Source organism: Gordoniibacillus kamchatkensis, assembly GCF_000829455.1.
GTDB classification, from domain to species: domain Bacteria; phylum Bacillota; class Bacilli; order Paenibacillales; family NBRC-103111; genus Gordoniibacillus; species Gordoniibacillus kamchatkensis.
On the sequence record NZ_JXAK01000041.1, the window covers coordinates 1 to 25,500 of the forward strand.

Sequence of the window (25,500 nt, forward strand, 5' to 3'; positions counted from 1 at the left end):
TCTTCATCCTTGGCGGATGGAACGCGGCTTTAAAAGTCGTCTCTCCGGTTCGTTTTCCGCCCTCCGCTCCGCCATATTCCTTGCACTCGGAAAATAGCGCTGCGCTGCGGGACGGAAAAGAACCTCTGCAGCGACGCTCCCATTTTGACAAAACCACATAACTATAGAGAAAGCAACCGGCGCGCGGCGCCATTCGCGGATGCGAATCGCGGGCTGCCGGCAACGGGCGGTTGTTCCCGGGTCAAGCTTAGCGGCGAAGGCCGAGTTTCTCGATCAATGCGCTGTAACGGTTCACGTCTTTGTTCTTCAGGTACGTCAGCAGCTTGCGGCGCTGGCCGACCATCTTGAGCAGACCGCGGCGGGAGTGGTGATCTTTCTTATGCTCCCGCAGGTGGTTCGTCAAGTTGACGATGTTTTCCGTCAGGATAGCCACTTGAACTTCCGGAGAACCGGTATCGCTCTCGTGCGTCTTGTGCGCTTGAATCAGCTCTTGCTTGCGCTCTTGGGACAATGCCATCCTCGTCACCTCCTCTTTCGTTATAATCGCCGATAGCCGAGAGTGCGCCGGTGGTGCGCGGCCCCAAGCTACGGTTCGCAAATTGCGCCAGACGCTCAGGCCTGGGCAACGTTCCATAGTATAACACGTTCTACAGCGAAAGTAAATGCGCCTTCGCTTCCGCCGCATCGCGGCGAATTTGCTCTATCAGCTCCTGTACCGAGCCGAATTTGCGCTCGCTGCGCAAATGCCGGATGAGCGACACTTCCATGATCCGGCCGTAAATGTCGCGGTCGAAATCGAACAGATGCACTTCCACCGTCGGCTTCGGCTCGCCTCCGGAGGCGAACGTCGCTTGACGCCGACGTTCATGACGCCGCTATAGACGGCGTCGTCGCCGTCGATGACGGCGCGGACGGCGTACACGCCGTTCGCCGGCAGCACATAAACGCCGTCAGGCTGCACGTTCGCGGTCGGGAACCCGATCGTCCTGCCGCGGGCGTCGCCATGCACCACCTCGCCGCGGATCGTGTACGGACGCCCGAGCAGTTTCGCCGCTTCGGCCACATCCCCCCGCTCCAGTGCGTCGCGAATCGCCGTCGAGCTCACTTTGCTGCCTTCAATCTCGAACGGCCGCACCACTTCAACGGCATAAGTTCCCTTGGCGAGCTGCGACAGCGTATCCGGCGTACCGGCGCCGCGATGGCCGAACGTAAAGTCGAAACCGACAATAACGGTATTGATCCCAAGCGGGAGCAGCATCCGTTCGATGAACTGCTCCGGCGAAACGCGCATCAGCGTCTCGTCGAACGAAACGATGTAGGCGATGTCCACGCCGAGCTTGGCGAACAGCTCCATTTTCCGCTCTAGCGGTGTAAGGCTTTGCGCATATTTCGCCGCCCCCAGCACTTCGCGCGGATGAGGGTCAAACGTCATGACCGCGCAAGGCAGCTGCAGCCCGCGGGCGGTGGTGACCGCGCGGCGGATCACTTCAGAGTGGCCTAGGTGGACGCCGTCGAAGTCGCCGATGGCGAGAACTTGCGGCTTGTTCGGCAATCCGGCGGGACGTTCGGAATCACAATAAGATAAATGAAAAATATGCATGACAGGCGCCCCCCAAGCTCTCCCTGTCGGGAGCCCTCTATGCGGCGGGACCTCGACTAGCGGTGCAAGTCGGCGGCCGCTCGCTTTTGATAGGAATGCAAAAATATTTTGAGCGGAACGAGCGCGTTCGGCCCTTCGTCCCACGTAAATAACCCGATAAACTGGCGCTGCGGCGCATAAGCGCGGACGACGGCGCCGTCCGTTATGGCCGGCGTTCGCTTTTCCAGCGGCAGTTTCCGGCCCTGCAGCGCATGAGCGGCCGCAGCATCGCTGAGCTCCACAGCCGGCAAATGGCTTACCGCTTCGTCGATTGGAACGAGCCGGGACGCAAGCTCGCCCCGCTGCTGCAGCTGTTCGATCTCCTCCAGCGTGTAACAGTTGTCCTTCGTCCAGTGGCCTGTCCTTGTCCGGACAAGCTCGGACATCGCTGCGGGCACGCCGAGAGCTCGTCCAATATCGACGCATAGCGTCCGGATGTACGTTCCCTTGGAGCATTCCGCTTCAATGGCGGCCTCCGGCAGTTCGGCGTCAGGCTTCCAGTCCAGCAGCTCGAGGCGATAGATCGTTACCGGCCGCGGCTTCCGCTCCGCCGTCTCGCCGCTTCGCGCCAGCTCGTACAGCCGCTTGCCGTCCACTTTAACGGCGGAATACATCGGAGGCAGCTGCCAAATTTCCCCGCGAAAACGGTCCAGCACGCTTTCCAGCTCGCCGCGTTCGAAGTGTACGGCAGGCGCCCGTTCGATAACGGTCCCGGTCATATCCTCGGTATCGGTTGCGATCCCGAATACGAGCTTCGCCACATACGTCTTGGGCAGCTCCTGCACAAACTCGACGACCCGCGTCGCATGGCCGATGCAGAGCGGAAGCACCCCCGTCACTTGCGGATCGAGCGTCCCCGTATGGCCGATCCGCTTCTCCCGCGTGATGCGGCGCACCCGGGCAACTACGTCGTGCGACGTCATCCCCGCCGGCTTCCATACCGGCAGCACACCTTCAAGAGTCATGTCAGCATCGACCCGACTTCCCTGACGACGCGTTCCGTCACTTCCTGCAGCTCCCCTTCCACCGTGCAGCCGGCGGCGCGAATATGCCCGCCTCCGCCGAATTTTTGGGCAATCTCGGCGACGTTGACGGTATTGGAACGGAGGGAGATTTTCCAGGACAGCGGTCCCCGCTGTTTGAACATAAGCCCGACGAGAACGCCTTCGACGTTGCGCGGATAATTGACGAGCCCGTCCATATCTTCGCTCTCCGCTTGAATGGCGGCCATGTCCTCGAGCGAAATGTGGACCCAGGCGATTTTTCGGTCGTCCGAGAAGCGCAGTGTGGACAGGCCTTTTTGCAGCAGCTTCATTTGCGGCACGGTCATCTTCTCCAGCGCGGCTTCGGCCAGCTCGTGCCCGTTCACGCCAAGCTTCAGCAAATCGGCGGCTATCTGCATCACTTTAGGTCCGACGCTCGCGTACCGGAAGCCGCCGGTATCGGTTAGAAGGCCGGTATAAATGCAGCGGCCGAAATCCGTATCGAGGGCGAACCCCATCTGAACGGCCAAATCATATAAAATCTCCACCGTCGCGGACGCGTCCGGCACGATCAGCTGACAGGCGCCGAAGCCGTCGTTCGTCGGGTGGTGATCGATATTAAGGAGTTTCGCGCCTTCGGCGAACAGCTCGCTCACTTTGCCGATGCGCGCATAATCGGCGCAATCGACGCTGATGACATGACGAAACAGACGCGACGGCGCCTGTTCCGTAAACGACAGCACGCGCTCGTAGTTCGGCAAGTAGCTGAACTTGGCGGGCAGCCGCCCTTCATTGATCATCGTATACGTTTTGCCTAGCTGCGCCAGCATCCAACCGACGGCAAGCGTAGAGCTGACGGCGTCCCCGTCCGGCTGGACGTGGGACACCACCAGGAAATCGTCGTGCTCCCGCATAAACTCCGACGCCGCCTGGAGCCGGGCAGCGAGCTTGTCGACTGCGGCTCCGCGCGTCATACTTCCTTGTTCCCTTCCTTATCATGCTCTTCCCGGTGAAGCTGGTGCAGCAAATGATCGATGCGGCTGCCGTAATCGACGGACGCGTCCGTCTTGAAAAGCAGCTCCGGCACTTTGCGCAGCCGGATCCGTTTGCCGATCTCGGTGCGCAGAAATCCGTTCGCTTTTGCCAGCGCTTTTAGCGTATCTTGCTTTTGCTCGTCGGTGCCAAGCACGCTGAGGTACACTTTCGCCTGCGACAAATCGCCGGTGACGTCGACGCCCGTTATCGTGAGAAACCCGATACGCGGATCTTTGAGCTCCTTCTGAATGAGCTGCGACAGCTCTTTCTTGATTTGCTCGCCGACCCGGCTCTGACGCACTTTGGTCATAGGGATCACCTCTCTACGGTTTCCAGGATGAAGGCTTCGATGACGTCTCCTTCTTTAATATCGTTGTAACGCTCCAGAGATATACCACACTCGTAGCCTTGCGCGACTTCCCTGACGTCGTCCTTGAAACGCTTCAGGCTGTCGATTTTGCCTTCGAACACGACGATGCCGGCGCGAATGAGGCGGGCCGATGCCGAACGAGTAATTTTGCCGTTTGTAATCATGCAGCCTGCGACGGTCCCGACACCGGTAATTTTGAACACGTTGCGCACTTCCGCCTGGCCGAGCACCGTTTCCTTGAAGACCGGATCGAGCATGCCTTTCATCGCCTGCTCGATTTCCTCGATCACGTTGTAAATGATCCGGTGCAGGCGCACATCGACTTTCTCCTGCTCAGCCGTTGCCATCGCTTGCGGCTCCGGACGAACGTTGAAGCCGATGACGATCGCATTCGAGGCGCTGGCGAGCGAAATGTCGGATTCCGTAATGGCGCCTACGCCGCTGTGAATAATTTTGACGCGGGCTCCTTCGACGTCGATTTTCTCCAGCGAGCCGCGCAGCGCCTCGGCGGAGCCTTGCACGTCCGCTTTGATGATGACGTTAAGGTCCTTAATGTCGCCTTCCTGAATTTTCTTATGCAGGTCGTCGAGCGTAACGCGCGTGTTCGCCCCCATCGTCGACTGGCGTAGCGTAGCGGCGCGGCGTTCGGCGATCGCTCTGGCCTTGCGCTCGTCTTCGTACACAAGGAACGGATCGCCCGCTTGCGGCACTTCCGTCAAACCGGTAATTTCCACCGGGGTCGACGGCCCCGCCTCTTTCAGCCGCTTGCCCTTGTCGTTCGTCAGCGTACGTACGCGGCCGAAGCAGACGCCGGCAACGAAGCTGTCGCCCACTTTGAGCGTGCCGTGCTGGACGAGGACGCGCGCAACCGGTCCCTTGCCTTTATCCAGCTCGGCTTCGATGACGGTACCGCGCGCCCGCTTGTTCGGGTTCGCTTTGTACTCCTGCACTTCGGCGACGAGCAAAATCATTTCCAGCAAGCCTTCGAGGTTGATGCGCTGCTTGGCGGACAGCTCAACGAAAATGGTATCTCCGCCCCATTCTTCGGGCACGAGTCCATGCTCGGTCAAGTCTTGCTTGATCCGGTCCGGATTCGCGCCTGGCTTGTCGATTTTGTTGACCGCCACGATAATCGGCACGTTCGCCGCTTTGGCGTGGGCGATCGCTTCGACGGTTTGCGGCATGACGCCGTCGTCGGCTGCGACGACCAGAATCGTAATATCCGTTACCTGAGCGCCGCGGGCGCGCATGCTCGTAAACGCTTCGTGGCCCGGGGTGTCGAGGAACGTAATTTTCTTATTGTTGATCTCGACCTGGTAAGCGCCGATATGCTGCGTAATGCCGCCGGCTTCGCCCGCGGTGACGTTCGTCTCGCGGATGGCGTCAAGCAGCGTCGTTTTGCCGTGGTCGACGTGGCCCATAATGGTGACGACCGGCGGACGCTCCTCCAGTTCGGTCTCGTCGTCCTTCTCTTCGATCAGCTCGAAATTGTCTTCGTCGACGGCGATCTTCAGCTCGACTTCGACGCCGTACTCGGTCGCGATCAGTTGAATCGTGTCCAGATCGAGCTCCTGGTTGATCGTCGCCATGACGCCCATCATGAACAGCTTCTTGATGACTTCGGACACTTCTTTGTGCAGCAGCTTCGCCGTCTCGCCGACGGTCATTTCGCCGCGCACAATAATTTTCTTCGGCGTGTTGTCGATCTTCTCTTTGCGCTGCTCCGGCTGGCGGCCTCTGTTGCCTTTGCCGCCGCGGCCGCGCATTTTGTTTTCCTCGAAGCGCTGGTTTTGCTTCGCCTTTTTTGCGCCAGCCTTATTGCTGTCGTCACTCTCGTCCATCGTTGTCGTACGCGGGTTGAAGCGCGGATTTTGCTGCTGTGCGCCGGGACGGCGCGAATCGCCTGGACGAGCGCCGGCCGGGGCGCCGCCTCCTCCGCGCGGACCGGCTCCGGCGGCGGCCCCTCCGCCGAAGCCGCCGCCCTGCGGACGCTGGCCCGGGCGGTCGCCTTGACGAGGACCGCCTTGGCCTTGCGGACGGTTGTCGCGCCCCGGACCGCCTTGACCTTGCGGGCGGCCGTCGCGATTGCCTCCGCCTTGGCCGTGCGGACGGCCTCCGCCTTGGCCCGCTCCGCCGTAACCTTGCGGACGGCCGCCATCGCGGTTGCCGCCTCCTTGCCCTTGCGGGCGCCCTTCCCCTTGGCGCTGCTGTCCGCCGTGCTGCTGTCCGCCTTGTTGCCCTCCGCCTTGCTGCTGTACAGTTCCGCCTGCGTTCGGACGTTGCTCCTGCTTCGGCGCTGCCGCCTGAGTCGACCCTTGCTGCTGCTTTGCTTGCGATACGTTCACATTGCCTCCGTCTCCCGCCGCTCGTTTTGCTGCGGCATTTGCCTTGATGTCTCTGAAAAAGCGCTCTACCGCCTCGACGGCGTCATTTTCCATCACGCTCATATGGTTATTGACCGGGATGTTTTGGCGCTTCAATATGGTAATAATTTCTTTACTGCTCATATTCAAAGATTTCGCGTATTCGTACACCCGTAGCTTATTGTCTGTTTTGCTCAATATCTTTCACCTCCGCTAAGTTTGCCTGACACGACTGCAGCATGCGGGCGAACCCGCCGTCGGTGACGGCGATCAGCACCCGCTCGTCTTTGCCGATGCTCGAACCCAGCTCCGAGCGGGTGCCGAATTCAAGCAGCGGAACTTCGTACGTACCGCATTTATCCCGGTATTTTTTTTGCATGTTGACTGAGGCGTCCGTCGCCATCACGACGAGCTTCGCCTCGCCGGAACGAACCGTCTTGAGCACGCTCTCGTCCCCGGTAACGAGCTTGCCTGCACGCATCGCAAGCCCCAAATAATTGAAAAATTTATGATTCATCGCTCATCTCTTCTTTGCCGGCGATAAATTCGTCTTCAACTTTTATGAAATCGTGCTCGAGCTGGTCGTAAATGTCCGGCGCCACCGTGACGCTGAGCGCGCGGTCGAGCGCCCGGCTCTTTTTCGCCAGCTTGAAGCACGATTGTTTGCCGCACAGGTAGGCGCCGCGCCCCGCTTTCTTCCCTTTCAGATCGATCGAAATGTCCCCTTCCGGCGAGCGCACGACGCGGATCAGCTCGCGCTTCGGCATCATTTGCTGGCACGCCACGCATTTGCGCAGCGGGATTTTGCGTTGCTTCACGGCTCCTCCCCTCCCTTCGCGAACGGCTCCGGCGCTTCAACAGCGCGCCAAGCCGCCAATTGGTGCAACATCATTCAATGCTTACGGAATCTTGCTGCATCTCTTCGCCCTGCGATTTCGGCCGGCCGTATTCTTGCTCCGCCTGCGATTCGCTCTTAATATCGATCTTCCACCCGGTCAGCTTGGCCGCAAGGCGGGCGTTCTGGCCCTTGATGCCGATCGCCAGCGACAGCTGATAATCCGGCACGATGACGCGGGCCAGCTTCTCGGCTTCATGCACTTCGACCTCCAGCACTTTGGACGGGCTGAGGGCGTTGGCGACGTATTCGTCGACTTGCTCGACCCAGTGTACGATGTCGATTTTCTCGCCTTTGAGCTCATTCACAATCGTCTGCACGCGCACGCCTTTCGGGCCGACGCAAGAGCCGACCGGATCGACTTCGGGGTTGCGGGAATAGACGGCTATCTTGGAGCGGAAGCCGGCTTCGCGTGCGACGGAACGAATTTCGACGACGCCGTCGTAAATTTCCGGCACCTCGAGCTCGAACAGCCGCTTCAGCAAACCCGGATGCGTCCGGGAAAGCACGATTTGCGGGCCTTTGGTTGTATTCTCGACCTTGGTGATGTACGCTTTGACGCGGTCTCCTTGCTTGAATTTGTCGTTCGGCATCAGCTCCGTGAGCGGGAGCACCGCTTCCACTTTGCCGAGGTCGACGTACAAATTGCGTAAATCCTGGCGCTGCACGATGCCTGTTACAATGTCTTCTTCCTTATCGACAAAAGCATTGTAAATGAGTCCCCGTTCCGCTTCGCGAATGCGCTGAGTCACGACCTGCTTCGCCGTTTGCGCGGCGATGCGCCCGAAATCGCGCGGCGTCACTTCGATCTCGACGATATCGTCAAGCTGATAGTTGCCGTTGATTTCACGCGCGGCATGGAGCGAAATTTCGAGCCGCGGATCGAGCACGTCTTCCACGACCGTTTTGCGGGCGTACACTTTTATGATGCCGGTTTGGCGGTTGATGTCGACGCGGACGTTTTGCGCGGTGTTGAAGTTGCGCTTGTAGCTGGAGATCATGGCCGCTTCGATGGCGTCAATGAGCAGTTCCTTCGAGATGCCTTTTTCTCGTTCGATTTCCGACAGCGCTTCAATAAAATCGATATTCATTTGAACCGGGTTCCCCCTCTCATGGAATCAACGTTGGTAACATCAAAATTCGATGGCGAGCCGTGCGCCGGCCACTTTGGCGAGCGGAATGACGCTCGTCCTCTTGCCTTTGCCGTGCCGCACCGTCAGCGTTTCGCCGTCGAACGCCTCGAGCAAGCCTTCAAACTCTTTGGTACCGTCGACCGGTTCGTACGTAGTGACGAATACGTTCTGGCCGACCGCCTTGGCGAAGTCCTGCGGCTTTTTCAGCGGCCGTTCGGCGCCCGGCGAAGACACTTCGAGGAAATACGCTTGCGGAATCGGGTCTTCCTCGTCGAGGCGGGCGCTCAAATATTCGCTGATGCGTCCGCAGTCGTCGATGTCGATGCCACCCTCCTTGTCCACATAGACGCGGAGAAACCAGTTGCTGCCTTCTTTCACATATTCGATATCGACCAGCTCAAAATGATGCTCGTCGAGGTATCCTCTAAGCATCTGTTCCACCGTTTGCTTAATCGATTCGTTCGTCGTCATTACCATCCCTCGCAGTCCGAAACTTCCGTATTCAAAACAGTAAGAGTGGGTCGCCCCACTCTTCATTAGCAGAAGTGTTATCTTCATTATTGCCAAGAGAGATTATACCATAAACGTGAAACGAATGACAAGAACAGGTTTTCTGAAAATGGCCTATGAGGATATTCGCCCAATCGCTCCGACTGCGGATTGGCATGGCGAAAACGTCAAATTGTTTAAAACAGCGACAGCTGGTTCGACTCCGGCAAGCCGCGGAAGCAGCCCATGCCGGCAAGCAGCTCGACGATCGTTTTCGACGCTTTGGACCGCACCTGAAAATCTTCCACGCTGAGGAAGTCGCCATCCTCCCTGGAGGCGGCGATGTTTTTGGCGGCGTTCTCGCCGATGCCGGCGATAGCCGAGAACGGGGGAATGAGCGCGTCGCCGTCGATCGTAAACTTCGTCGCATGCGAGCGGTACAGGTCGATCGGCTTGAACGTAAAGCCGCGCGCCGTCATCTCGATCGCCATTTCCAAAATGGAGATCATCGCCTTCTCCTTCGGCTGGGCCTGGAACCCTTTTTCCTCGATTTCGATCAGCTTGGCCACAATGGCGTCGTACCCTTGGCACATCAGCTCGATATCGAAATCGGCAGCGCGGACGGAAAAGTACGTTGCGTAAAATTCAATCGGATAATACAGCTTGAAAAACGCCGTGCGCACCGCGGATGTGACGTAGGCGGCGGCGTGCGCGCGCGGGAACATGTACTCGATTTTCTCGCACGAATCGATGTACCACGCCGGAATGCCGTGCTCCTTCATCGTTTGCTTCCACTCGTCGGTGAGGCCCTTGCCCTTCCGCACGCTCTCTGTGATTTTGAACGCCAGCGCTTGTCGAGCCCGCCTCTATAAATCAGATACAGCATAATGTCGTCGCGGCAGCCGATAACGGTTTTGATCGTACAAATATTTTTACGGATAAGTTCTTGCGCGTTGCCGAGCCATACGCCCGTACCGTGCGACAAGCCGGAAATTTGCAGCAGGTCGGCGAACGTGGACGGCCGCGTTTCCTCCAGCATTTGGCGCACGAACTTCGTGCCCATTTCGGGGATGCCGTACGTCGCCACCGGCGTGCGGATTTGCTCCGGCGTTACGCCGAGCGCATCCGTGGAGTTGAAAATGCTCATCACCTTCGGATCGTTCATCTTGATTTTCGTCGGGTCGACGCCGGTCAAATCTTGCAGCATGCGCATCATCGTCGGATCGTCGTGCCCGAGAATATCGAGCTTGAGCAAGTTTTCGTCGAAGGCGTGATAATCGAAATGCGTCGTCTTCCACTCGGAGCTCGTATCGTCAGCCGGAAATTGCACCGGCGTAATGTCCTCGACGTCAATATAGTCAGGGACGACGACGATGCCGCCCGGGTGCTGGCCGGTCGAACGCTTGACGCCGGTGCAACCGAGCGCGAGCCGGTTCACTTCGGCGCCGCGCCATTTGCGCCCGTTCCCCTGATCCTCTTCGTATTTTTTCACGAAGCCGTAGGCCGTCTTCTCCGCTACGGTGCCGATGGTGCCGGCACGGAACACGTTCTTCTCGCCGAACAGCACTTTCGTATAATTGTGCGCTTCCGGCTGGTATTCGCCGGAGAAGTTGAGGTCGATATCCGGCACCTTCTCGCCGGTGAAGCCCATGAACGTCTCCGCCGGGATGTCCTGGCCGTCGCCGAGCATGTGCGCTCCGCACCTCGGGCAATCTTTGTCGGGCAAGTCGAAGCCGGAACCGATCGAGCCGTCGGTGAAAAATTCGTTATGCTGGCATTCGGGGCACAAATAATGCGGCGGCAGCGGATTTACCTCGGAAATGCCGAGCATGTTGGCGACGAACAGCGAGCCGACCGAGCCCCGCGAGCCGACGAGATAGCCGTCTGCGTTCGACTTTTTGACGAGGCGCTCGGAAATAAGGACGTTGGCCGAGAAGCCGTTTTGAATGATCGGCGTCAGCTCGCGCACGAGCCGCTCCTGAATGAGCTCCGGCAACGGGTCTCCGTAGAGCGCCTTCGCTCTGGAGTAACATTTATCCTCGATTTCCTGCTCGGCCCCTTCGATAATCGGCGAGAACAGCTTCTTCGGAAACAGCTGGATTTCCTCGAATTCGTCGGCCAGCTTGTTCGTATTCGTGACAACGACTTCATAGGCGACGTCTTCGCCGAGAAATTGGAACTCCTCCAGCATCTCCTTCGTCGTCCGGAAATGCGCGTCAGGCTTCTTGATATCCTTCAGCGGCGAGAAGCCGGTAATGCCGTGGATGGCGATGTCGCGGAAAATTTTTTGCCGGGGGTGCAAGTAATGCACGTTGCCCGTGGCGATGACCGGTTTGCCGAGCTTGCGCCCGATTTCGACAATCGTCCGCACCGCGTTCTCGAGATCGCGCCGCGAGCCGACGAGACCTTTGTCGACTAGGTGCATGTTGTAGCCGACCGGCTGAATTTCCAGCACGTCGTAAAATTCCGCTACCTGCTCCGCTTCCTCGCGCGATTTGTTAAGCACAGTCTCGTAAAACTCGCCCTTTTCGCAGCCGGATATGACGAGCAGCCCTTCGCGCAGCTCCACGAGCTTGCTTCTCGGAATGCACGCCACTCGGTTGAAATACTTCGTATGCGACAGCGATACTAGCTTGTACAAGTTCTTTTTGCCGACCGCGTTTTTGGCATAAATGCAGCAGTGGAACGGACGCTGGTTGCTGAGGTCTTTGCCGACGTTGTCGTTCAGGCGTGCCAGGTTCGTCATGTCCCGTTCGGCGGCTTCGTTGATGAGATGGAACAATACGTTGCCGAGCGCGATGGAGTCGTCGATCGCCCGGTGATGGTTTTCGAGGCTGACTTTGAACTTGTCGGCCAGCGTATTGAGCCTGTGGTTTTTGAGCGACGGGAACAGCAAGCGCGCCAGCTCCAGCGTGTCAAGCACCGGATTCGGCAGCTCGGCATGGCCTAGCCGCTTCAGGTTCGCCTGAATGAAACCCATATCAAAGCGGGCGTTGTGCGCCACGAGAATGGCGTCGCCGACAAACTGCACGAACTCGGGCAGCTTGTCCGCAAGCTCAGGAGCGCCGCGAACCATGTCGTCGGAAATGTTCGTCAGCTGCTGGATGTTGTACGGAATGCGCTCGTGCGGGTCGATGAACGTGGCGAAGCGGTCGATTTCGCGGCCCGCCTGCATTTTGACCCCGGCGATTTCGATAATTTTATTGTTCACGACGGACAGGCCGGTCGTCTCGATATCGAAAATGACGTAGACGGCGTCTTTCAGCTCCTCGTCCCGACCGTTCAGCACGATCGGCACGCCGTCGTCGACGACGTTGGCTTCAAGGCCGTAAATCACTTTGATGCCGGCTTTTTTCGCCGCTTTGTTCGCCTCCGGGTAACACTGTACGGCGCTGTGGTCGGTGATGGCGATGGCTTTATGCCCCCACTTCGCAGCCGTCTTTATGTAGTCTTCAACGGACGTAACGGCGTCCATTGCGCTCATTGTCGTATGGAGATGGAATTCAACCCGCTTTACCTCTGCGTCGTCGGTACGCTCCTTCGGCGGCAGCACTTCGGTCAGGTCGGAAGGCATCATGACGAGTTCGGGCACTTGCATGAAGCGGTCGTACTCGACCCGGCCGCGGGCCCGCACCCATTTGCCGTTTTGCAGCAGGCTCAGAATTTTCAAGTCTTCTTTGGTCTTGGCGAACATTTTGAGCTGCAGCGAATCGGTAAAATCGGTGACGCTGAACGTAAACAGCGTCGAGCCGTTGCGCAGCTCCTTCGATTCGAGGCCGAAGACGGAGCCTTGGATCGTGATCTTCTTTTCTTCTTCCTGGATTTGCTCGATCGGCACCGGCTGGTCTTTGATGTCGTAGCCGACCATCAGCTTCAGCTCGCCTTCCGGCAGCTCGATTTCTTCCTCCTGCGGCACCGCCAGCAGCATTTCCTGCGATACGGCGCGGCCTTCCTCCTCGATCTGCTTCTGAAACCGCTCGAACTCTTCTTCCCGCTCGTTCGCTTCGTTCAGCGCGTATTTGACCTGGATCTCGGCATGGAAAAACTCGAGGAAAAAGCGGCGCACCCATTCGTCGACCTGCTTCTTCCGCGCCATCTCCAGCCCCATCTCGTTCAGGAGCCGCAGCGTTACAAGCGGACCCGCCGTCTCGATGCGGGCTTTGGTCAGCCAGCCGTTGATCGTCGGCGACTCGCGCTGCACCCATTCCAGAAACAGGCTCCAGTATTCTTGCACCAGCTCCGACGTTTCGGCTTCTTCAAAGCGAATGCGGAACCGGATGCGCGCGATGTGGGCGAATTTATCCTGAATCATGCGGCAGAACGAACGGTATACCTCTTGCGGAACCATGCTCTTTTTCACTAGCGAGAATCGCCAATCGCGGTTTTTGCGGCTGACGGTCACTTGCTCGATATAAGCATCCGCGAAAAAGGAGCGCGCCATGTCGTCCGGCACGTCCGCCTGCAGCATCAGCTGCTCGAAACGGCTTCGCTTCTCCGCCAAATTGCTCACGTTTGTTCCTCCCCCATGTAGAAAAACAAAAGGCAAAGACACGGTGCCCTTCTTTGCCTGTTTATGAGATAAGGGCTACGCTGCGGATGTGGAATTCAACCTCCGGACTCCGTTAAAGTCGTCTCCGGTTGAATTCCATCCTCCTCCGCTCCGCAGTATCTCATTGAATGTTAGTAGCTACGCCCCCACACAACCGTGTGCTTCGCCTGTTCCCCGCAGACGAAGCAAGACTCCTTATGCACCGCCGGCTCGAACGGAATGTTGCGGCTCGTCGCTTTCGTCTGCTCCTTGACGTGTTCTTCGCACGAGGCGGAGCCGCACCAGCCGGCAAGGCCGAAGCCGCCTTTGTCTTCCAGCAGATTCTTGAACTCTTCCAGCGTATCGACCGGCGTAATGTGCTCGTGCAGGAACGTTTTCGCCTTCTCGAACATGTCGCGGTGAATTTCGTCCAGCAGCCTCTGCACTTCGCTCACGATGTCCGCTTGCGCCACAACGCGCTTCTCGCCGGAGACGCGGGAGACGAGGACGACTTGACCGGCTTCCATATCGCGCGGACCGAGCTCGACGCGAATCGGCACCCCGCGCATCTCATGCTCGTTGAACTTCCAGCCCGGGCTCTGATCGCGATCGTCGACGCGTACGCGCACACCAGCTGCCTTAAGCTCGGCAAACAGCTCGTCGATGCGGGCGGTCACTTGCTCGCGCGATTTTGGCGGGCCGATCGGAATCATGATCACCTGCGTCGGCGCCACCTTCGGCGGCATGACGAGCCCGCGATCGTCGCCGTGCACCATGATAAGCGCCCCGATGAGCCGGGTGCTGACGCCCCACGACGTCGTATGCACGTATTCATGCGTGTTCTCGCGGCTTAAATATTTGATGTCGAAGGCGACGGCGAAATTGGTACCCAAGTAATGGGACGTGCCCGCCTGAACCGCCTTGCCGTCTTTCATCATCGCTTCGACGGAATATGTATCGACCGCTCCGGCGAATTTCTCGGACGGCGTCTTCTGTCCTTTGATGACCGGGATCGCCAGCACGTTCTCGACGAAATCGGTGTACACATCGAGCATTTGCAGCGTCTCGCGGCGCGCGTCCGCCTCGTCCTCGTGCGCGGTATGGCCTTCCTGCCACAAAAATTCGCTCGTCCGCAGGAACGGCAGCGTCCGCTTCTCCCACCGGACGACGTTGGCCCACTGGTTGATGAGCAGCGGCAAATCGCGGTACGAGTTGATCCATTCGGCGTACATATGCCCGATCATCGTCTCCGACGTCGGCCGGATCGCGAGCCGCTCCTCCAGCTTCTCGCCCCCTGCTTCCGTCACCCAAGGCAGCTCCGGATTGAACCCTTCGACGTGCTCCTTTTCTTTCTGGAAAAAGCTCTCCGGGATAAACAGCGGGAAATACGCATTGCGGTGACCGGTATCCTTGAACCGGCGGTCCAGCTCGCGCTGGCAATTTTCCCAAATTTCATAGCCGTCCGGCTTGAACACGATGCAGCCGCGGACCGGCGAATAACTCATCAGGTCGGCTTTCTTAATGACGTCCAAATACCATTTGGAGAAATCCTCGGCTTGCGGCGTAATTTCTTTATTGACGGCTTGCTTCTCGTTCGACATGATATCCTCCTACGGGCGACAAATGCGGACAAAATCCTGACTTCGATTGTATCACGATTTCACTGTTTTATTAAGCGCAAAATATCGTTGTACGTCACGGCGATCATTAATAGCATTAACATCGCGAAGCCGATAAAATGCACCATGCTTTCGCGGTTCGGATCGACCGGCTTGCCGCGCAGCGCCTCGAGCCCGAGGAAGACGAGCCGGCTTCCGTCCAGCGCCGGGAACGGCAACAGATTGAACAGTCCGAGGTACAGGCTGAACAGCGCCGCCCAATACGTGTAGGACGGTGTGCCGCTTTCCGCGAATTCGCCCGTCACCTGCACGATGCGGACGGGGCCGCCGAGGTCGTCCAGCTTGAACTGGCCCATGACCATTTTGCGGAAGCCGTCGAGAATGCCAACCGTTGACGAGGAAATGTAGTTCCAGGAGTTTTTCGCGATTTCGCCCGGTCTCGCCGCGCGCGTATCCGAGCCCAGCGTAATGCCGACCAGCCCGTATTTCGTCTTGCCGTCTTCGGCCGTTTGCGCGTCCGGTGTCACTTCGATTTTCTTTTCCTGGCCGGAGCGCTGCACGATCCACGACATCGGCTTGTCTGGCGACGCCGTAATAAGGCTGCGCAGCTTCTCGCGGTCTTCGCCGATGGCGGTGCCGTTCACCGATAAAATGATGTCGCCCGTTTTCAGCCCTGCCCGTTCCCCCGCCGAGCCCATTTTCACGCCGTCCAGCTTCACGTTGACCGGAATGCCCGAGATCACGACAACGACCACGAACAAGACGATTGCCAGCACAAAGTTCATAACCGGCCCCATCACGATCGACAGCGCCCGCTGGCCTACCGTCTTCGAACCGAATTGGCGGTCCCACGGGGCGATTTGCACTTCGCGTCCCTTCGACACCATCATCGCCTGCGGATGAACGGCCAGGCGTGTTGGTTCGTCGCCGACAACGAGCCGGATGAACAAGTCCCGCTCCAGGTCGGCTTGCTCGACTGTACCGATAATGGCGTCCGCACGATGCTCCAGCTGATCCGTAAAAATATGCGTCACTTTATCGCCTTCGAGCTTCAGCGCGACGGTTTGACCCGGCTGCAGCTGAATCGCTTCCGGGTCTTCGCCGGCCATCCGGACGAAGCCGCCGATCGGCAAAAGGCGCAGCGTGTAGCGGGTTTCCCCGCGCTTGAACGTAAACAGCTTCGGACCGAAGCCGATGGCAAATTCCCTCACGAGAATGCCGGCCCGTTTGGCGAAATAGTAATGTCCCCATTCATGAATCGTCACCAGCACGAAAAACAGCAATATAATTTTCAGGATCGTCTCGATCGACATGCCTTCATCCTCCTGAACGTAACGTTCCCGAATGCGGAACCCGGATCTTGCTTATCTATAATAAGCTTACCATTAATGGTTGCGTTCATACAAGCAAACGGCCTCCGTCCCAATATACGGGACAAAGAGGCCGTTTAGAATCGATATCATTCGGGCTGCGCGAGAAAGTAGGGCTGCGCTGCGGACCTAAGAATGCGGCTTTCCGGCATCGCCCACCCTCGTGTTCCTTCATAATTAAAACAAAGCTGGAACGCGAGTTCAAAAGCGTACGCTGCGCTCCAAGGCCTGCTTTCCCATCCCCCGCTCCGCCTTTCTCGCGCAGCCGGGAAAATTACTTATATGCTGCGCGAAGCGTGGTCGCGCGCCCAGGCGTCGGCGGCAAGGATGGCCTCCAAGCCGGGATCGGCTTCCGCCGTATGCGCAGCCATCGCCCGTTCGACGATGTCGTCAATGTGCAAAAATTCAATCTCTCTCCGCAAAAACCTGGCGACCGCCACTTCGTTAGCGGCATTAAATACCGTCGGCATCGTGCCTCCGGCGCGGCCCGCATCGTAAGCGAGGCGCATCATGCGGAAGCGTGCAAAATCCATCTCGCGAAAATGCAGCTTGCCCAGCTGCGCCAAATCGAGCCGCGGCACCGGCGTCGGCAGCCGCTCCGGATAGGTGAGCGCATACTGAATCGGCACGCGCATATCGGGCACTCCCATTTGGGCGATGACGCTGCCGTCCGCAAACTCGACAAACGAATGCACGATGCTTTCCGGATGGATGAGCACGTCGATCTCGTCGTACGAAACGTCGTACAGCCAGCGCGCTTCCATCACCTCGAGGCCTTTGTTGGCCATCGTCGCCGAATCGATCGTGATTTTAGCGCCCATCGACCAGTTCGGATGCCGCAGCGCCTGCTCCACCGTTACGCCGTGCAGCTCCGTGCGCGATTTGTCGCGGAACGAACCGCCGGAAGCGGTGATCACGATCCGCTTCAAGGCGCGGCGCGGCTCGCCGTTCAGGCATTGAAAAATAGCCGAATGCTCGCTGTCGACGGGGAGCAGCGAGACTCCTTTGCGCCTCGCCAGATCCGTTACGAGATGGCCTGCGGAAACGAGCGTCTCCTTGTTTGCGAGCGCAATCGTCTTGCCCGCTTCGATAGCGGCCAGCGTCGGCTGCAGGCCCTGGCTGCCGACGACCGCGGTGACGATGATGTCCGCATCCGTCGCGGCGGCCGCTTCCGCCAGCCCTTCCGGCCCGTAGACGATGCGCGGCGCAGCCTCCGCCGGGAGCAGCTCCCGCAGCTTTGCGGCGAGCTCCTTCGTCGCCACGGACACGAGCTGCGGCCGGAACCGGACCGTCTGCTCCGCCAGCAAGCCGACGTTGTTGCCCCCCGCCAGCGCCGTCACGACAAATCGCTCCGGGTAATGCGAAACGACGTCGAGCGTCTGGGTGCCGATCGATCCGGTCGAGCCCAGGATGGAGATTCGTTTCGTCATAAAGCACCTCGATCGTTAGTATGGCCCTGTTCAAGAAACGGCAAGCAGACCGGTCAAATGCAGGAACGGAAACACGATCAGCCAGCTGTCGACGCGGTCGAGCACCCCGCCGTGGCCCGGCAAAATCGTTCCCGTATCTTTAATTCCTTTCACGCGCTTGTAGGCCGACTGCATCAAATCGCCGAGTTGGCCGACAATGCCGATAACGATGCCGAGCGATACGGCGTGAACGAGAGCGACCCGATCCGGCGCCAGAAGCGCGAAAATAACGGCTGTCACTACCGCCGCCGCGATGCCGCCGATAGCCCCTTCCACCGACTTCTTCGGCGAAATGGCCGGCCATAGCGGATGCTTGCCGAGCTTCGAGCCGACGAAATAGGCGCCCGAATCCGTCACCCAAATGCACACGAACACGAACAAAGTCCAAAACAAGCCGTGCTCCGGCAGCCGCGTTGCAATCATGTAATGAAAGCCGAAACCCAAATAGACGACGCCGAGAAACAGCAGCGCCGCCTGATCGATAGGGATGCGGTTTTTCGTGAAGACAGTGACGGCGAGCAGACCGAAAAGCGCCAGCCAAATGACCGTCGCTCCCCTTTCGGGCAGATGCAGCGCGTCGAACACGCTCCAAGGCGCCGCCAGCAGCAGCGTCCCGATAAGACCGAACATTGCCGTAAGCGGAGCGCTTTTCAGCCCGATCAGCCGCACAAACTCATAATATCCGATAATGGCAAGTAGCATAATGAGCGCTGCGTAGGCGAAGCCGCCCCATGCGAGCAACGCGAGGAAAACGGCGCCGGCAATAGCCCCTGTAACGATACGCTGCTTCAATCCAAGTTCCTCCGCCTCGTAATACGTGTGTCGGCCGCTTTATACGCCGCCGTACCGGCGCGCCCGGCGCTGATATTCGGCGATCGCCCGATAAAAGTGCTCTTCGGTAAATTCCGGCCAATAATCGTCGGTGAACCATAGCTCGGTATACGCAAGCTGCCACAGCATGAAATTGCTCACTCTCAGCTCTCCGCTCGTGCGGATGAGCAAATCCGGATCCGGCAATTCAGGCGTCATCGTATAGCGGCTGAACACCTCTTCGGTGATGTCGCTCGTCTGCAGCTTGCCGGCTTCCACGTCTTGCAGCAAGCTGCGCACACCGGCGACGATTTCTTTGCGTCCGCCGTAATTGATGGCGAAATTCAAAATCAAGCCGTCATTGCCTTTCGTGCGCTCGATCGCCCCTTCGACCGCCTGCAGCGTATGCGGCGGAAGCCCTTCCCGCAGTCCGGTCATGCGCACCTGCACGTTGTTGGCGTCCAGCTCGTCGATTTCCAGCGGAAAAAATTCCTGCGGCAGCTTCATCAGGAAGTCGACTTCGTCTTTGGGCCGTCCCCAGTTTTCCGTTGAAAACGCGTACATCGTCAGCACCTTGACGCCGAGCTCGCTGGCCGCCATAACGATCTTCTTCACGTTCTTCATGCCGGAATGATGGCCGGCGACGCGAGGCAGTCCGCGCTTCTTGGCCCAGCGCCCGTTGCCGTCCATAATGATGGCGACGTGCGCGGGGATGTTTTCCGGATCGAGGGGCGGACGCTCCGCCCGGACGCCCTGGCCTAACCACTTCTTGAAAGGGCTCCTCATCGTTACACTTCCATGATCTCTTTTTCTTTGGCGGCAATAATTTTATCGACTTCGGCAATGAATTTGTCGGTTGCTTTCTGAATGTCGTCCTGGTGGCGGCGGATTTCGTCTTCGGAGAGGCCCGCCGTTTTTTCCAGCTTCTTGATGTCGTCGTTCGCGTCGCGGCGAATGTTGCGCACCGCTACTTTCGCTTCTTCGCCGAATTTTTTCGCCATTTTGACAAGCTCGGCGCGGCGCTCTTCGGTCAGCGCAGGCATGACGATGCGAATCGACACGCCGTCGTTGGCCGGATTAAGGCCCAGATCCGATTTCAAAATCGCCTTCTCGATCGCGCCGATCGACGATTTGTCCCACGGCTGGATAAGCAGCGTGCGGGGATCCGGGGTGTTGATGTTGGCAAGCTGGTTGACCGGCGTCAGCGCGCCGTAATATTCGACCTGCACGCGGTCAAGCAGCGCCGGCGTGGCGCGTCCGGCGCGCAGCGAGGCAAGCTCGCGGCGCAGCGAATCGAGCGCTTTGTTCATGCGGTCTTCGGCATTTTTTTTGACGGATTGCGGCATCGTTAGACACTCCCTTTGACGATCGTTCCGATTTTTTCTCCGAGTAAGACACGTTTGATGTTGCCGCTCTCGGTAATGGAAAAGACGATAAGCGGGATGTTATTGTCCATGCAAAGCGAGGAAGCGGTGGCGTCCATGACGCCGAGATTTTGATTGAGCACTTCAAGGTAAGTGAGCGTGTCGTATTTGACGGCCGCCGCGTCTTTGAACGGATCCGCCGAGTATACGCCATCCACTTTGTTTTTGGCCATCAGAATGACTTCCGCCTCGATTTCGGCAGCGCGCAGCGCAGCGGTCGTATCCGTGGAGAAATACGGATTGCCCGTGCCGGCGGCAAAAATGACGACCCGCCCTTTCTCGAGATGGCGAATGGCCCGCCGCCGGATGTACGGCTCCGCAACTTGCTGCATCGAGATGGAAGATTGAACGCGCGTCGGCACCCCGATCGTCTCCAGCGCATCCTGCAGCGCAAGCGAGTTCATGACGGTGGCGAGCATCCCCATGTAATCGGCTGTTGCCCGGTCGATGCCTTTCGCGCTGCCGGCAATGCCCCGCCAAATGTTGCCGCCGCCTACGACGATGGCGACCTCCACGTTCAGGTCGACGACATCCTTCACTTGGGATGCGATGGAAGTGATCATTTCCGAATCGATGCCGAAGCCTTGCTGGCCGGCCAAGGCCTCGCCGCTAAGCTTCAACACAACCCGTTTGTAGATTGGCTGCTCCAAAGAAGGGTCCCTCCGTATTCGATAGCTTAAAAAAAAGGAACACGGGCGTGTTCCGAATCTACTGCATATAGTGAGCTTTCGGCTTGAAGCTTACAGCTTGGCTTGCGCCATAACTTCTTCAACGAAGTTGTCTTGCTTTTTCTCCAGACCTTCGCCCAGCTCGAAGCGAACGAAGCGGCGGATCGTAATGTTTTCGCCGATTGTGGCGATTTTCTCGTTCAGCAGCGTCGTGATCGTTTTGTCCGGGTCTTTTACGAACGACTGCTCCATCAGGCACACGTCTTCGTAATACTTGGTCATGCGTCCTTCGACCATTTTGTCGACGATATGTGCCGGTTTGCCTTCGTTGAGCGCCTGATTGCGGAGAATTTCTTTCTCTTTCTCCAGCGCTTCGGTCGGCACTTCTTCGCGGCGAACGTATATCGGGCTGGCAGCAGCGATTTGCATCGCGATGTCGCGCACGAATTCGCGGAATTGTTCGGTCTTGGCGACGAAGTCGGTCTCGCAGTTCACTTCGACGAGTACGCCGATGCGGCCTCCGCCGTGTATGTACGACTCGACGAGACCTTCCGTTGCGATCCGGCCCGCTTTGTTCGCAGCCGCGGCAAGACCTTTTTCGCGCAGCAGCTCGGCCGCTTTCGTCAAATCGCCGCCTGCTTCTTCGAGCGCTTTTTTGCAATCGAGCATGCCTGCTCCGGTTTTCTCGCGCAATTCTTTCACTGCACTTGCGGAAATAGCCATGAGGGGAACCTCCTGAGTTCGTATCGTTTATGGGATCATGTCCGGAAAAAGGGCGGTGATAGGCTTTACGCCTTCGACCACCCTTTCCCCGTTTGCCTTATTCGATTTCAATGGGCATTAAGCCGTCGTTTGCTCGCCTTGGTGAGCTTCGACAACCGCATCGGCCATTTTCGCTGTAAGCAGCTTCACGGCGCGGATTGCGTCGTCGTTACCCGGGATAACGTAGTCGATTTCGTCCGGATCGCAGTTCGTGTCGACGATGCCCACGATCGGGATGCCCAGCTTGCGGGCTTCGGCTACGGCGATGCGCTCTTTGCGCGGATCGATGATGAACAGCGCGTCAGGCAGGCGCTTCATGTTCTTGATGCCGCCGAGGAATTTTTCCAGGCGCTCTTGCTCTTTGCGCAGGATAATAACTTCTTTCTTCGGCAGCACGTCGAACGTGCCGTCTTCTTCCCAACGCTCGAGTTCGTGCAGGCGCTCGATCCGCTTCTGGATCGTCGCGAAGTTGGTCAGCGTGCCGCCGAGCCAACGCTGGTTAATGTAGTACATGCCGCAGCGTTCCGCTTCTTCTTTCACGGAATCTTGCGCTTGCTTCTTCGTGCCGACGAACAGGATCGTTCCATTGTCAGCAGCCAAAGAGCGAACGAAGTTGTACGCTTCTTCGACTTTCTTGACCGTTTTCTGCAGGTCGATAATGTAAATGCCGTTTCTTTCGGTGAAGATGTATTTGTCCATTTTCGGGTTCCAACGACGGGTTTGGTGACCGAAGTGTACCCCAGCTTCGAGAAGCTGTTTCATGGAAATGACTGCCATCCTCACGCACCTCCTCAAAATGGTTTTGTCGTGCCAGCCTCCGCCTGTCGCATTTCCGGCTAAAACTCCCGCGAGGAAGCACCGTTAACCGGATTGACAAGACGTGTGTTTTTGTAAACACCTGTAACACCGACAATTACTATACCACAAACGGAAACCGATATGCAACCGGATGCGATGGCGATGCGTTGCCGATCGGCCAAACGCAAAAAAAGGCCTTCAGGGCCGCTATGTGAGCTGGCCCCCGGCCTGTTATTGGGCGCTTAGCAGCGTCTGAACGACCTGCTGCGGATCCGGCGTCCCTTCGAAAACGTGGTAGCCGACCTGGATTTTGTCCGTCAGCCGCTGCTCGTTCAGCATTTTCTCGAATGCGTTGCGATCGGCGACGACGCCGCTGCGGTACAAAAGCTCGGCCACCTGCGTAGCGATCAGCCCGGGCGATACGTACACCGCCACTTTTTTCCCGGCGGCGCCGGCGTTTGGATTCGGCTGCGCTTTAAGCGCGTCTTGCACCTTTTTGTCGACGTCTGCCTGGGTAAACAGCTTTTCGTTCTTATCGTACACTTGATAATATTTTTGGGCCACTTCTTTCAGCTGCTTCGGATCCATATCTTCAGGCGCCGCTTTTCCCGCAGGCATCGGCGCGGCGCCTGTGCCTTTGGCGACCAGCATGACCTGCAGCAAAATCGCTCCGGCAATGAGCCCGATGCCGACGCCGCTAAGCATGGCGCGATTTTTAAACATGGGCCGCATCCTCCTGTCTCGCCAGCTGAATGATGAGCTGCACTTCGCCTTTGTTCATACCGAGCTTCTTGGCGATATATTCCACCGATTTTTGCTGGCCGTGCAGCTTGAACAGTTCGGCATAGCGGTGCCTCACGTTCATGAGCAGCGGCTCGCGGCGCAGAGGGCCGTCAGCTTGTCCCGTCTCGTCAGAGGCGGAAAACGATTGCGGATGCAAGCTCGTCCCAGGGTCGACTGCGGCTGCTGACGGCACTGCGCTTTCCGCGGCCGAAAGCGGCCGGGAAGGAATCGGCTCCCGCTGCGTCTCCTGCCGGGTTGGAATGTCCGGTTTCGGGCGCGTCAATTCCTGCACAAGCTGCTGGTTTTGCTTCTCCAGCTGTTCGAGGCGTCCCGAAAGCTTGGCCAAGTGAGCTTCGTAATCGCGCTTCGTATCGGTGAACAGCTGCAGCAGCGACTCGTTTTGCTGTTCCATATCGGAGGCGAACAGCTCCATCGATTGTTCCAATTCTTTCATCATATCGCCGGACGGAGCGGTCTTCCCCGGACGGGGCAACATCTGCGCATATACGAGACATACAAGACCGAGGAGCACGACGTACATCCATGGCGCGAAAGTCATGCAGGTTCCCCCTCCCTATAAAGACACATCCAAAAAGTGGCCTTTGAACGGATGCGGCGGCGTTTTCGGTTCGGCGTTATCGCCGGGCTCAGGCTCGGACCGGCCGCGGCGCTGCCGCTCTCCCTGCTCTCCGCCGGCCTGCTTGCCCTGGTCCCGGATATGCATTTCTGCCGCATGCTCCAGCTTCGCCGTCTGTTCCCGCGCCCGCTCCGTCTGCTTCGCCGCTTGCCCGGCGAGCAGCACCTGGTCGACTTCCGGCTTATGCAGCAGTTGATTTTGCCGCACGCCCGCTTCGTCGTTGCGATGCAAAGCCATCTGCAAATCGATCGCTTTCAAGCTCATCCGAATCTCCGCCTTCCGCCTTGTTCGGGCATACGCCCGGCTTTAGAAGTAAGGAATCATCGAGACGTCGCCGTCCGACAAGCAAAACACGACTCTGGAAACCGCATCCTTGACGAACTTCGTGTACCGCCCGATTACGATTTTGGCCCCCCCGTAAATGGTGGCGAGGACTTCGACGCGGGCCCTCTCCGTTTCTTCGAGCGACTTCTCGATTTCGAGAATGCGTTCTTTAATGTTGGTTTCTTCTTCGATCGACTGCTTCTTCGTATGGTTCAGCTTCACTCGAAGCGACAGTTTTTCTTGATTCAACTGGCCGGCCGCGGCCAATTGATCGAGCAGCGCCAAAGCTTTTTCGGTCTTGTCCAAGTTTTCGCGCTGCGCTTTCAATTGAGCCCGCAGCGCAAGAAGCTCGTTGCGAAGCTCCGGGACGACGCCGACCTCGATGACGGTGACGGTGGACATGGCATTGCCTACGGTCCGGCTCGTCACTTTCTCCCCGGCCTGCACGATGCCGCCGACGATAAGGCCTTTCGGCCCGTTGCAAATGACCGACCGTCCGGCGCGGACGGTAGAGTGCATAATGCTTTGCGCGACGATAATATCTTCGCCCGCTTCGACGAGCGCGTCTTGGATGAAGGAACTTTTGATCGACTTGCCGGCGCGCACCTTCGCTTTATTTTGGCCGACGATTCCGGCGCCGATTTCGATCGAGCCCCCGGCCTCAAGCTCGGCTGCCTCGACCCCGCCGGTGATCCGAATATCGCCCGCCGCTTTAATGCGGAAGCCCGGCTGTACGTTGCCGCGAATGACGACGCTGCCGACAAAATCGATATTGCCGATTCCGTAATCGACATCTCCGTTTATTTCATAGATCGGGAACACGTTCACTTTGTCCCGGTCCGTCGTTATCACCATGCCGTCAATCGCGGCGTACAGCGCAGACCGCTCCTGATCGAGCACGACGTTTTTTCCGATTTTAAAGTGGGCTTCCTTGCCGTCTTTGGCAAACAGCGTTTCGCCCGTCACCGCATGGCCGTCTTGGCCTGGCTGCGGCGGCACGCGTTCGCCGATCAGCTGGCCCTTTTTCACATTGTTGATCGATGCGAGCTCTTTAAAGTCAACAGTGCCGTCTTCCAGCATGAGCGGTTTTCGCTGGTTGTTGCCCAGATCGAACAAATATCGGACGTATCCGTTCTCTCCATCGACCGGTTTCGTGCCGCTTGCGATAACATTTTGGACCATAAAATGCGATTTCGGATCGGCGGCGATCTGCTCCAGCTTCGCCTTATCCAATCCGAACACGATTCCGTGCGATACGGCAAATTGCTCCAGCTCGGCAGCGTTCAGCGCGAACTCCTCTTCCGTACGGGTAAACTGCAAAAATGCCGTCAGCTTGTCTTCCGACACCGTAATCGTCAAATAGGCATCCAACGGCATGCTGCGTTCGCTCATTCGTCTCCC

At 58.2% G+C, this 25,500-nt stretch carries 22 protein-coding genes and 2 pseudogenes; all 24 read right to left on the minus strand.

The window, feature by feature from the left end:
• Window positions 1-247: 247 nt before the first annotated feature.
• Window positions 248-517, minus strand: a complete 270-nt coding sequence (rpsO, locus tag SD70_RS21225; protein ID WP_041049517.1) for a 30S ribosomal protein S15 — start codon at window positions 515-517, stop codon at window positions 248-250.
• Window positions 518-647: 130 nt separating this feature from the next.
• A pseudogene (locus tag SD70_RS21230) lies at window positions 648-1,600 on the minus strand (bifunctional riboflavin kinase/FAD synthetase).
• Window positions 1,601-1,656: 56 nt separating this feature from the next.
• Window positions 1,657-2,604 carry a tRNA pseudouridine(55) synthase TruB gene (gene truB / locus SD70_RS21235; RefSeq protein WP_052487725.1) on the minus strand — a complete coding sequence of 316 codons (948 nt, stop codon included), beginning with the start codon at window positions 2,602-2,604 and terminating at the stop codon, window positions 1,657-1,659.
• The gene (locus SD70_RS21240; RefSeq protein WP_041049519.1) at window positions 2,601-3,596 is read right to left on the minus strand and encodes a DHH family phosphoesterase; all 996 of its coding nucleotides are present in this window, start codon (window positions 3,594-3,596) and stop codon (window positions 2,601-2,603) included. The genes truB and SD70_RS21240 overlap by 4 nt, the downstream gene beginning before the upstream one ends.
• Entirely contained in the window at window positions 3,593-3,967 is a 375-nt protein-coding gene (rbfA, locus tag SD70_RS21245; RefSeq protein WP_041049520.1) for a 30S ribosome-binding factor RbfA, read from the minus strand. Before rbfA ends, SD70_RS21240 begins: the two co-directional genes overlap by 4 nt.
• 5 nt (window positions 3,968-3,972) lie before the next feature.
• The gene (gene infB / locus SD70_RS21250) at window positions 3,973-6,588 is read right to left on the minus strand and encodes a translation initiation factor IF-2 (RefSeq protein WP_041049522.1); all 2,616 of its coding nucleotides are present in this window, start codon (window positions 6,586-6,588) and stop codon (window positions 3,973-3,975) included.
• Window positions 6,569-6,907 carry a YlxQ family RNA-binding protein gene (locus SD70_RS21255; RefSeq protein ID WP_041049524.1) on the minus strand — a complete coding sequence of 113 codons (339 nt, stop codon included), beginning with the start codon at window positions 6,905-6,907 and terminating at the stop codon, window positions 6,569-6,571. Before SD70_RS21255 ends, infB begins: the two co-directional genes overlap by 20 nt.
• On the minus strand, window positions 6,897-7,208 hold the full coding sequence (gene rnpM, locus SD70_RS21260; protein ID WP_041049526.1) for an RNase P modulator RnpM: 312 nt from the start codon (window positions 7,206-7,208) through the stop codon (window positions 6,897-6,899). Before rnpM ends, SD70_RS21255 begins: the two co-directional genes overlap by 11 nt.
• Window positions 7,209-7,278: 70 nt before the next feature.
• The gene (gene nusA / locus SD70_RS21265) at window positions 7,279-8,376 is read right to left on the minus strand and encodes a transcription termination factor NusA (protein ID WP_041049528.1); all 1,098 of its coding nucleotides are present in this window, start codon (window positions 8,374-8,376) and stop codon (window positions 7,279-7,281) included.
• Between the two features lie 42 nt (window positions 8,377-8,418).
• Window positions 8,419-8,889: a ribosome maturation factor RimP gene (gene rimP, locus SD70_RS21270; RefSeq protein WP_041049530.1), complete on the minus strand. Its 471-nt coding sequence runs from the start codon at window positions 8,887-8,889 to the stop codon at window positions 8,419-8,421.
• A gap of 215 nt (window positions 8,890-9,104) precedes the next feature.
• Window positions 9,105-13,375, minus strand: a pseudogene (locus tag SD70_RS21275) (PolC-type DNA polymerase III).
• 212 nt (window positions 13,376-13,587) lie between these two features.
• A complete protein-coding gene (proS, locus tag SD70_RS21280) occupies window positions 13,588-15,036 on the minus strand; it encodes a proline--tRNA ligase (protein ID WP_041049532.1) in 1,449 nt (482 codons plus the stop codon).
• 59 nt (window positions 15,037-15,095) lie between these two features.
• A complete protein-coding gene (gene rseP, locus SD70_RS21285) occupies window positions 15,096-16,367 on the minus strand; it encodes an RIP metalloprotease RseP (RefSeq protein ID WP_041049533.1) in 1,272 nt (423 codons plus the stop codon).
• A gap of 335 nt (window positions 16,368-16,702) precedes the next feature.
• Window positions 16,703-17,854 carry a 1-deoxy-D-xylulose-5-phosphate reductoisomerase gene (locus SD70_RS21290; RefSeq protein WP_041049535.1) on the minus strand — a complete coding sequence of 384 codons (1,152 nt, stop codon included), beginning with the start codon at window positions 17,852-17,854 and terminating at the stop codon, window positions 16,703-16,705.
• Between the two features lie 30 nt (window positions 17,855-17,884).
• Window positions 17,885-18,685, minus strand: coding sequence for a phosphatidate cytidylyltransferase (locus tag SD70_RS21295; protein ID WP_041049537.1), 801 nt, complete (start codon window positions 18,683-18,685; stop codon window positions 17,885-17,887).
• A 39-nt stretch (window positions 18,686-18,724) separates the two neighbouring features.
• Window positions 18,725-19,489 (minus strand): isoprenyl transferase, encoded by a 765-nt coding sequence (locus SD70_RS21300; protein ID WP_041049539.1) that lies wholly within the window; start codon window positions 19,487-19,489, stop codon window positions 18,725-18,727.
• 2 nt (window positions 19,490-19,491) lie between these two features.
• Window positions 19,492-20,049 (minus strand): ribosome recycling factor, encoded by a 558-nt coding sequence (gene frr / locus SD70_RS21305; protein ID WP_041049541.1) that lies wholly within the window; start codon window positions 20,047-20,049, stop codon window positions 19,492-19,494.
• 2 nt (window positions 20,050-20,051) lie between these two features.
• Entirely contained in the window at window positions 20,052-20,777 is a 726-nt protein-coding gene (pyrH, locus tag SD70_RS21310; protein WP_041049543.1) for a UMP kinase, read from the minus strand.
• Window positions 20,778-20,867: 90 nt separating this feature from the next.
• On the minus strand, window positions 20,868-21,518 hold the full coding sequence (tsf, locus tag SD70_RS21315; protein WP_041049545.1) for a translation elongation factor Ts: 651 nt from the start codon (window positions 21,516-21,518) through the stop codon (window positions 20,868-20,870).
• A 117-nt stretch (window positions 21,519-21,635) separates the two neighbouring features.
• A complete protein-coding gene (rpsB, locus tag SD70_RS21320; protein WP_041049548.1) occupies window positions 21,636-22,334 on the minus strand; it encodes a 30S ribosomal protein S2 in 699 nt (232 codons plus the stop codon).
• Window positions 22,335-22,586: 252 nt separating this feature from the next.
• Window positions 22,587-23,078, minus strand: a complete 492-nt coding sequence (locus tag SD70_RS21325; protein WP_041049550.1) for a hypothetical protein — start codon at window positions 23,076-23,078, stop codon at window positions 22,587-22,589.
• Complete coding sequence (locus SD70_RS21330) at window positions 23,071-23,697, minus strand: hypothetical protein (protein WP_041049552.1); 627 nt, start codon at window positions 23,695-23,697, stop codon at window positions 23,071-23,073. Before SD70_RS21330 ends, SD70_RS21325 begins: the two co-directional genes overlap by 8 nt.
• A gap of 15 nt (window positions 23,698-23,712) precedes the next feature.
• Window positions 23,713-24,039, minus strand: a complete 327-nt coding sequence (locus SD70_RS21335; protein ID WP_041049554.1) for a hypothetical protein — start codon at window positions 24,037-24,039, stop codon at window positions 23,713-23,715.
• 42 nt (window positions 24,040-24,081) lie between these two features.
• Complete coding sequence (locus SD70_RS21340; RefSeq protein WP_041049555.1) at window positions 24,082-25,491, minus strand: DUF342 domain-containing protein; 1,410 nt, start codon at window positions 25,489-25,491, stop codon at window positions 24,082-24,084.
• Window positions 25,492-25,500 lie beyond the last annotated feature (9 nt).

Coding starts and splice junctions, on each gene's coding strand:
- rpsO (WP_041049517.1), bottom strand. CDS start 517: ATGGCATTGTCCCAAGAGCGCAAGCAAGAGCTGATTCAAGCGCACAAG.
- truB (WP_052487725.1), bottom strand. CDS start 2,604: ATGACTCTTGAAGGTGTGCTGCCGGTATGGAAGCCGGCGGGGATGACG.
- SD70_RS21240 (WP_041049519.1), bottom strand. CDS start 3,596: ATGACGCGCGGAGCCGCAGTCGACAAGCTCGCTGCCCGGCTCCAGGCG.
- rbfA (WP_041049520.1), bottom strand. CDS start 3,967: ATGACCAAAGTGCGTCAGAGCCGGGTCGGCGAGCAAATCAAGAAAGAG.
- SD70_RS21255 (WP_041049524.1), bottom strand. CDS start 6,907: ATGAATCATAAATTTTTCAATTATTTGGGGCTTGCGATGCGTGCAGGC.
- nusA (WP_041049528.1), bottom strand. CDS start 8,376: ATGAATATCGATTTTATTGAAGCGCTGTCGGAAATCGAACGAGAAAAA.
- rimP (WP_041049530.1), bottom strand. CDS start 8,889: ATGACGACGAACGAATCGATTAAGCAAACGGTGGAACAGATGCTTAGA.
- proS (WP_041049532.1), bottom strand. CDS start 15,036: ATGTCGAACGAGAAGCAAGCCGTCAATAAAGAAATTACGCCGCAAGCC.
- rseP (WP_041049533.1), bottom strand. CDS start 16,367: ATGTCGATCGAGACGATCCTGAAAATTATATTGCTGTTTTTCGTGCTG.
- SD70_RS21290 (WP_041049535.1), bottom strand. CDS start 17,854: ATGACGAAACGAATCTCCATCCTGGGCTCGACCGGATCGATCGGCACC.
- SD70_RS21300 (WP_041049539.1), bottom strand. CDS start 19,489: ATGAGGAGCCCTTTCAAGAAGTGGTTAGGCCAGGGCGTCCGGGCGGAG.
- frr (WP_041049541.1), bottom strand. CDS start 20,049: ATGCCGCAATCCGTCAAAAAAAATGCCGAAGACCGCATGAACAAAGCG.
- tsf (WP_041049545.1), bottom strand. CDS start 21,518: ATGGCTATTTCCGCAAGTGCAGTGAAAGAATTGCGCGAGAAAACCGGA.
- rpsB (WP_041049548.1), bottom strand. CDS start 22,334: ATGGCAGTCATTTCCATGAAACAGCTTCTCGAAGCTGGGGTACACTTC.
- SD70_RS21325 (WP_041049550.1), bottom strand. CDS start 23,078: ATGTTTAAAAATCGCGCCATGCTTAGCGGCGTCGGCATCGGGCTCATT.
- SD70_RS21330 (WP_041049552.1), bottom strand. CDS start 23,697: ATGACTTTCGCGCCATGGATGTACGTCGTGCTCCTCGGTCTTGTATGT.
- SD70_RS21335 (WP_041049554.1), bottom strand. CDS start 24,039: ATGAGCTTGAAAGCGATCGATTTGCAGATGGCTTTGCATCGCAACGAC.
- SD70_RS21340 (WP_041049555.1), bottom strand. CDS start 25,491: ATGAGCGAACGCAGCATGCCGTTGGATGCCTATTTGACGATTACGGTG.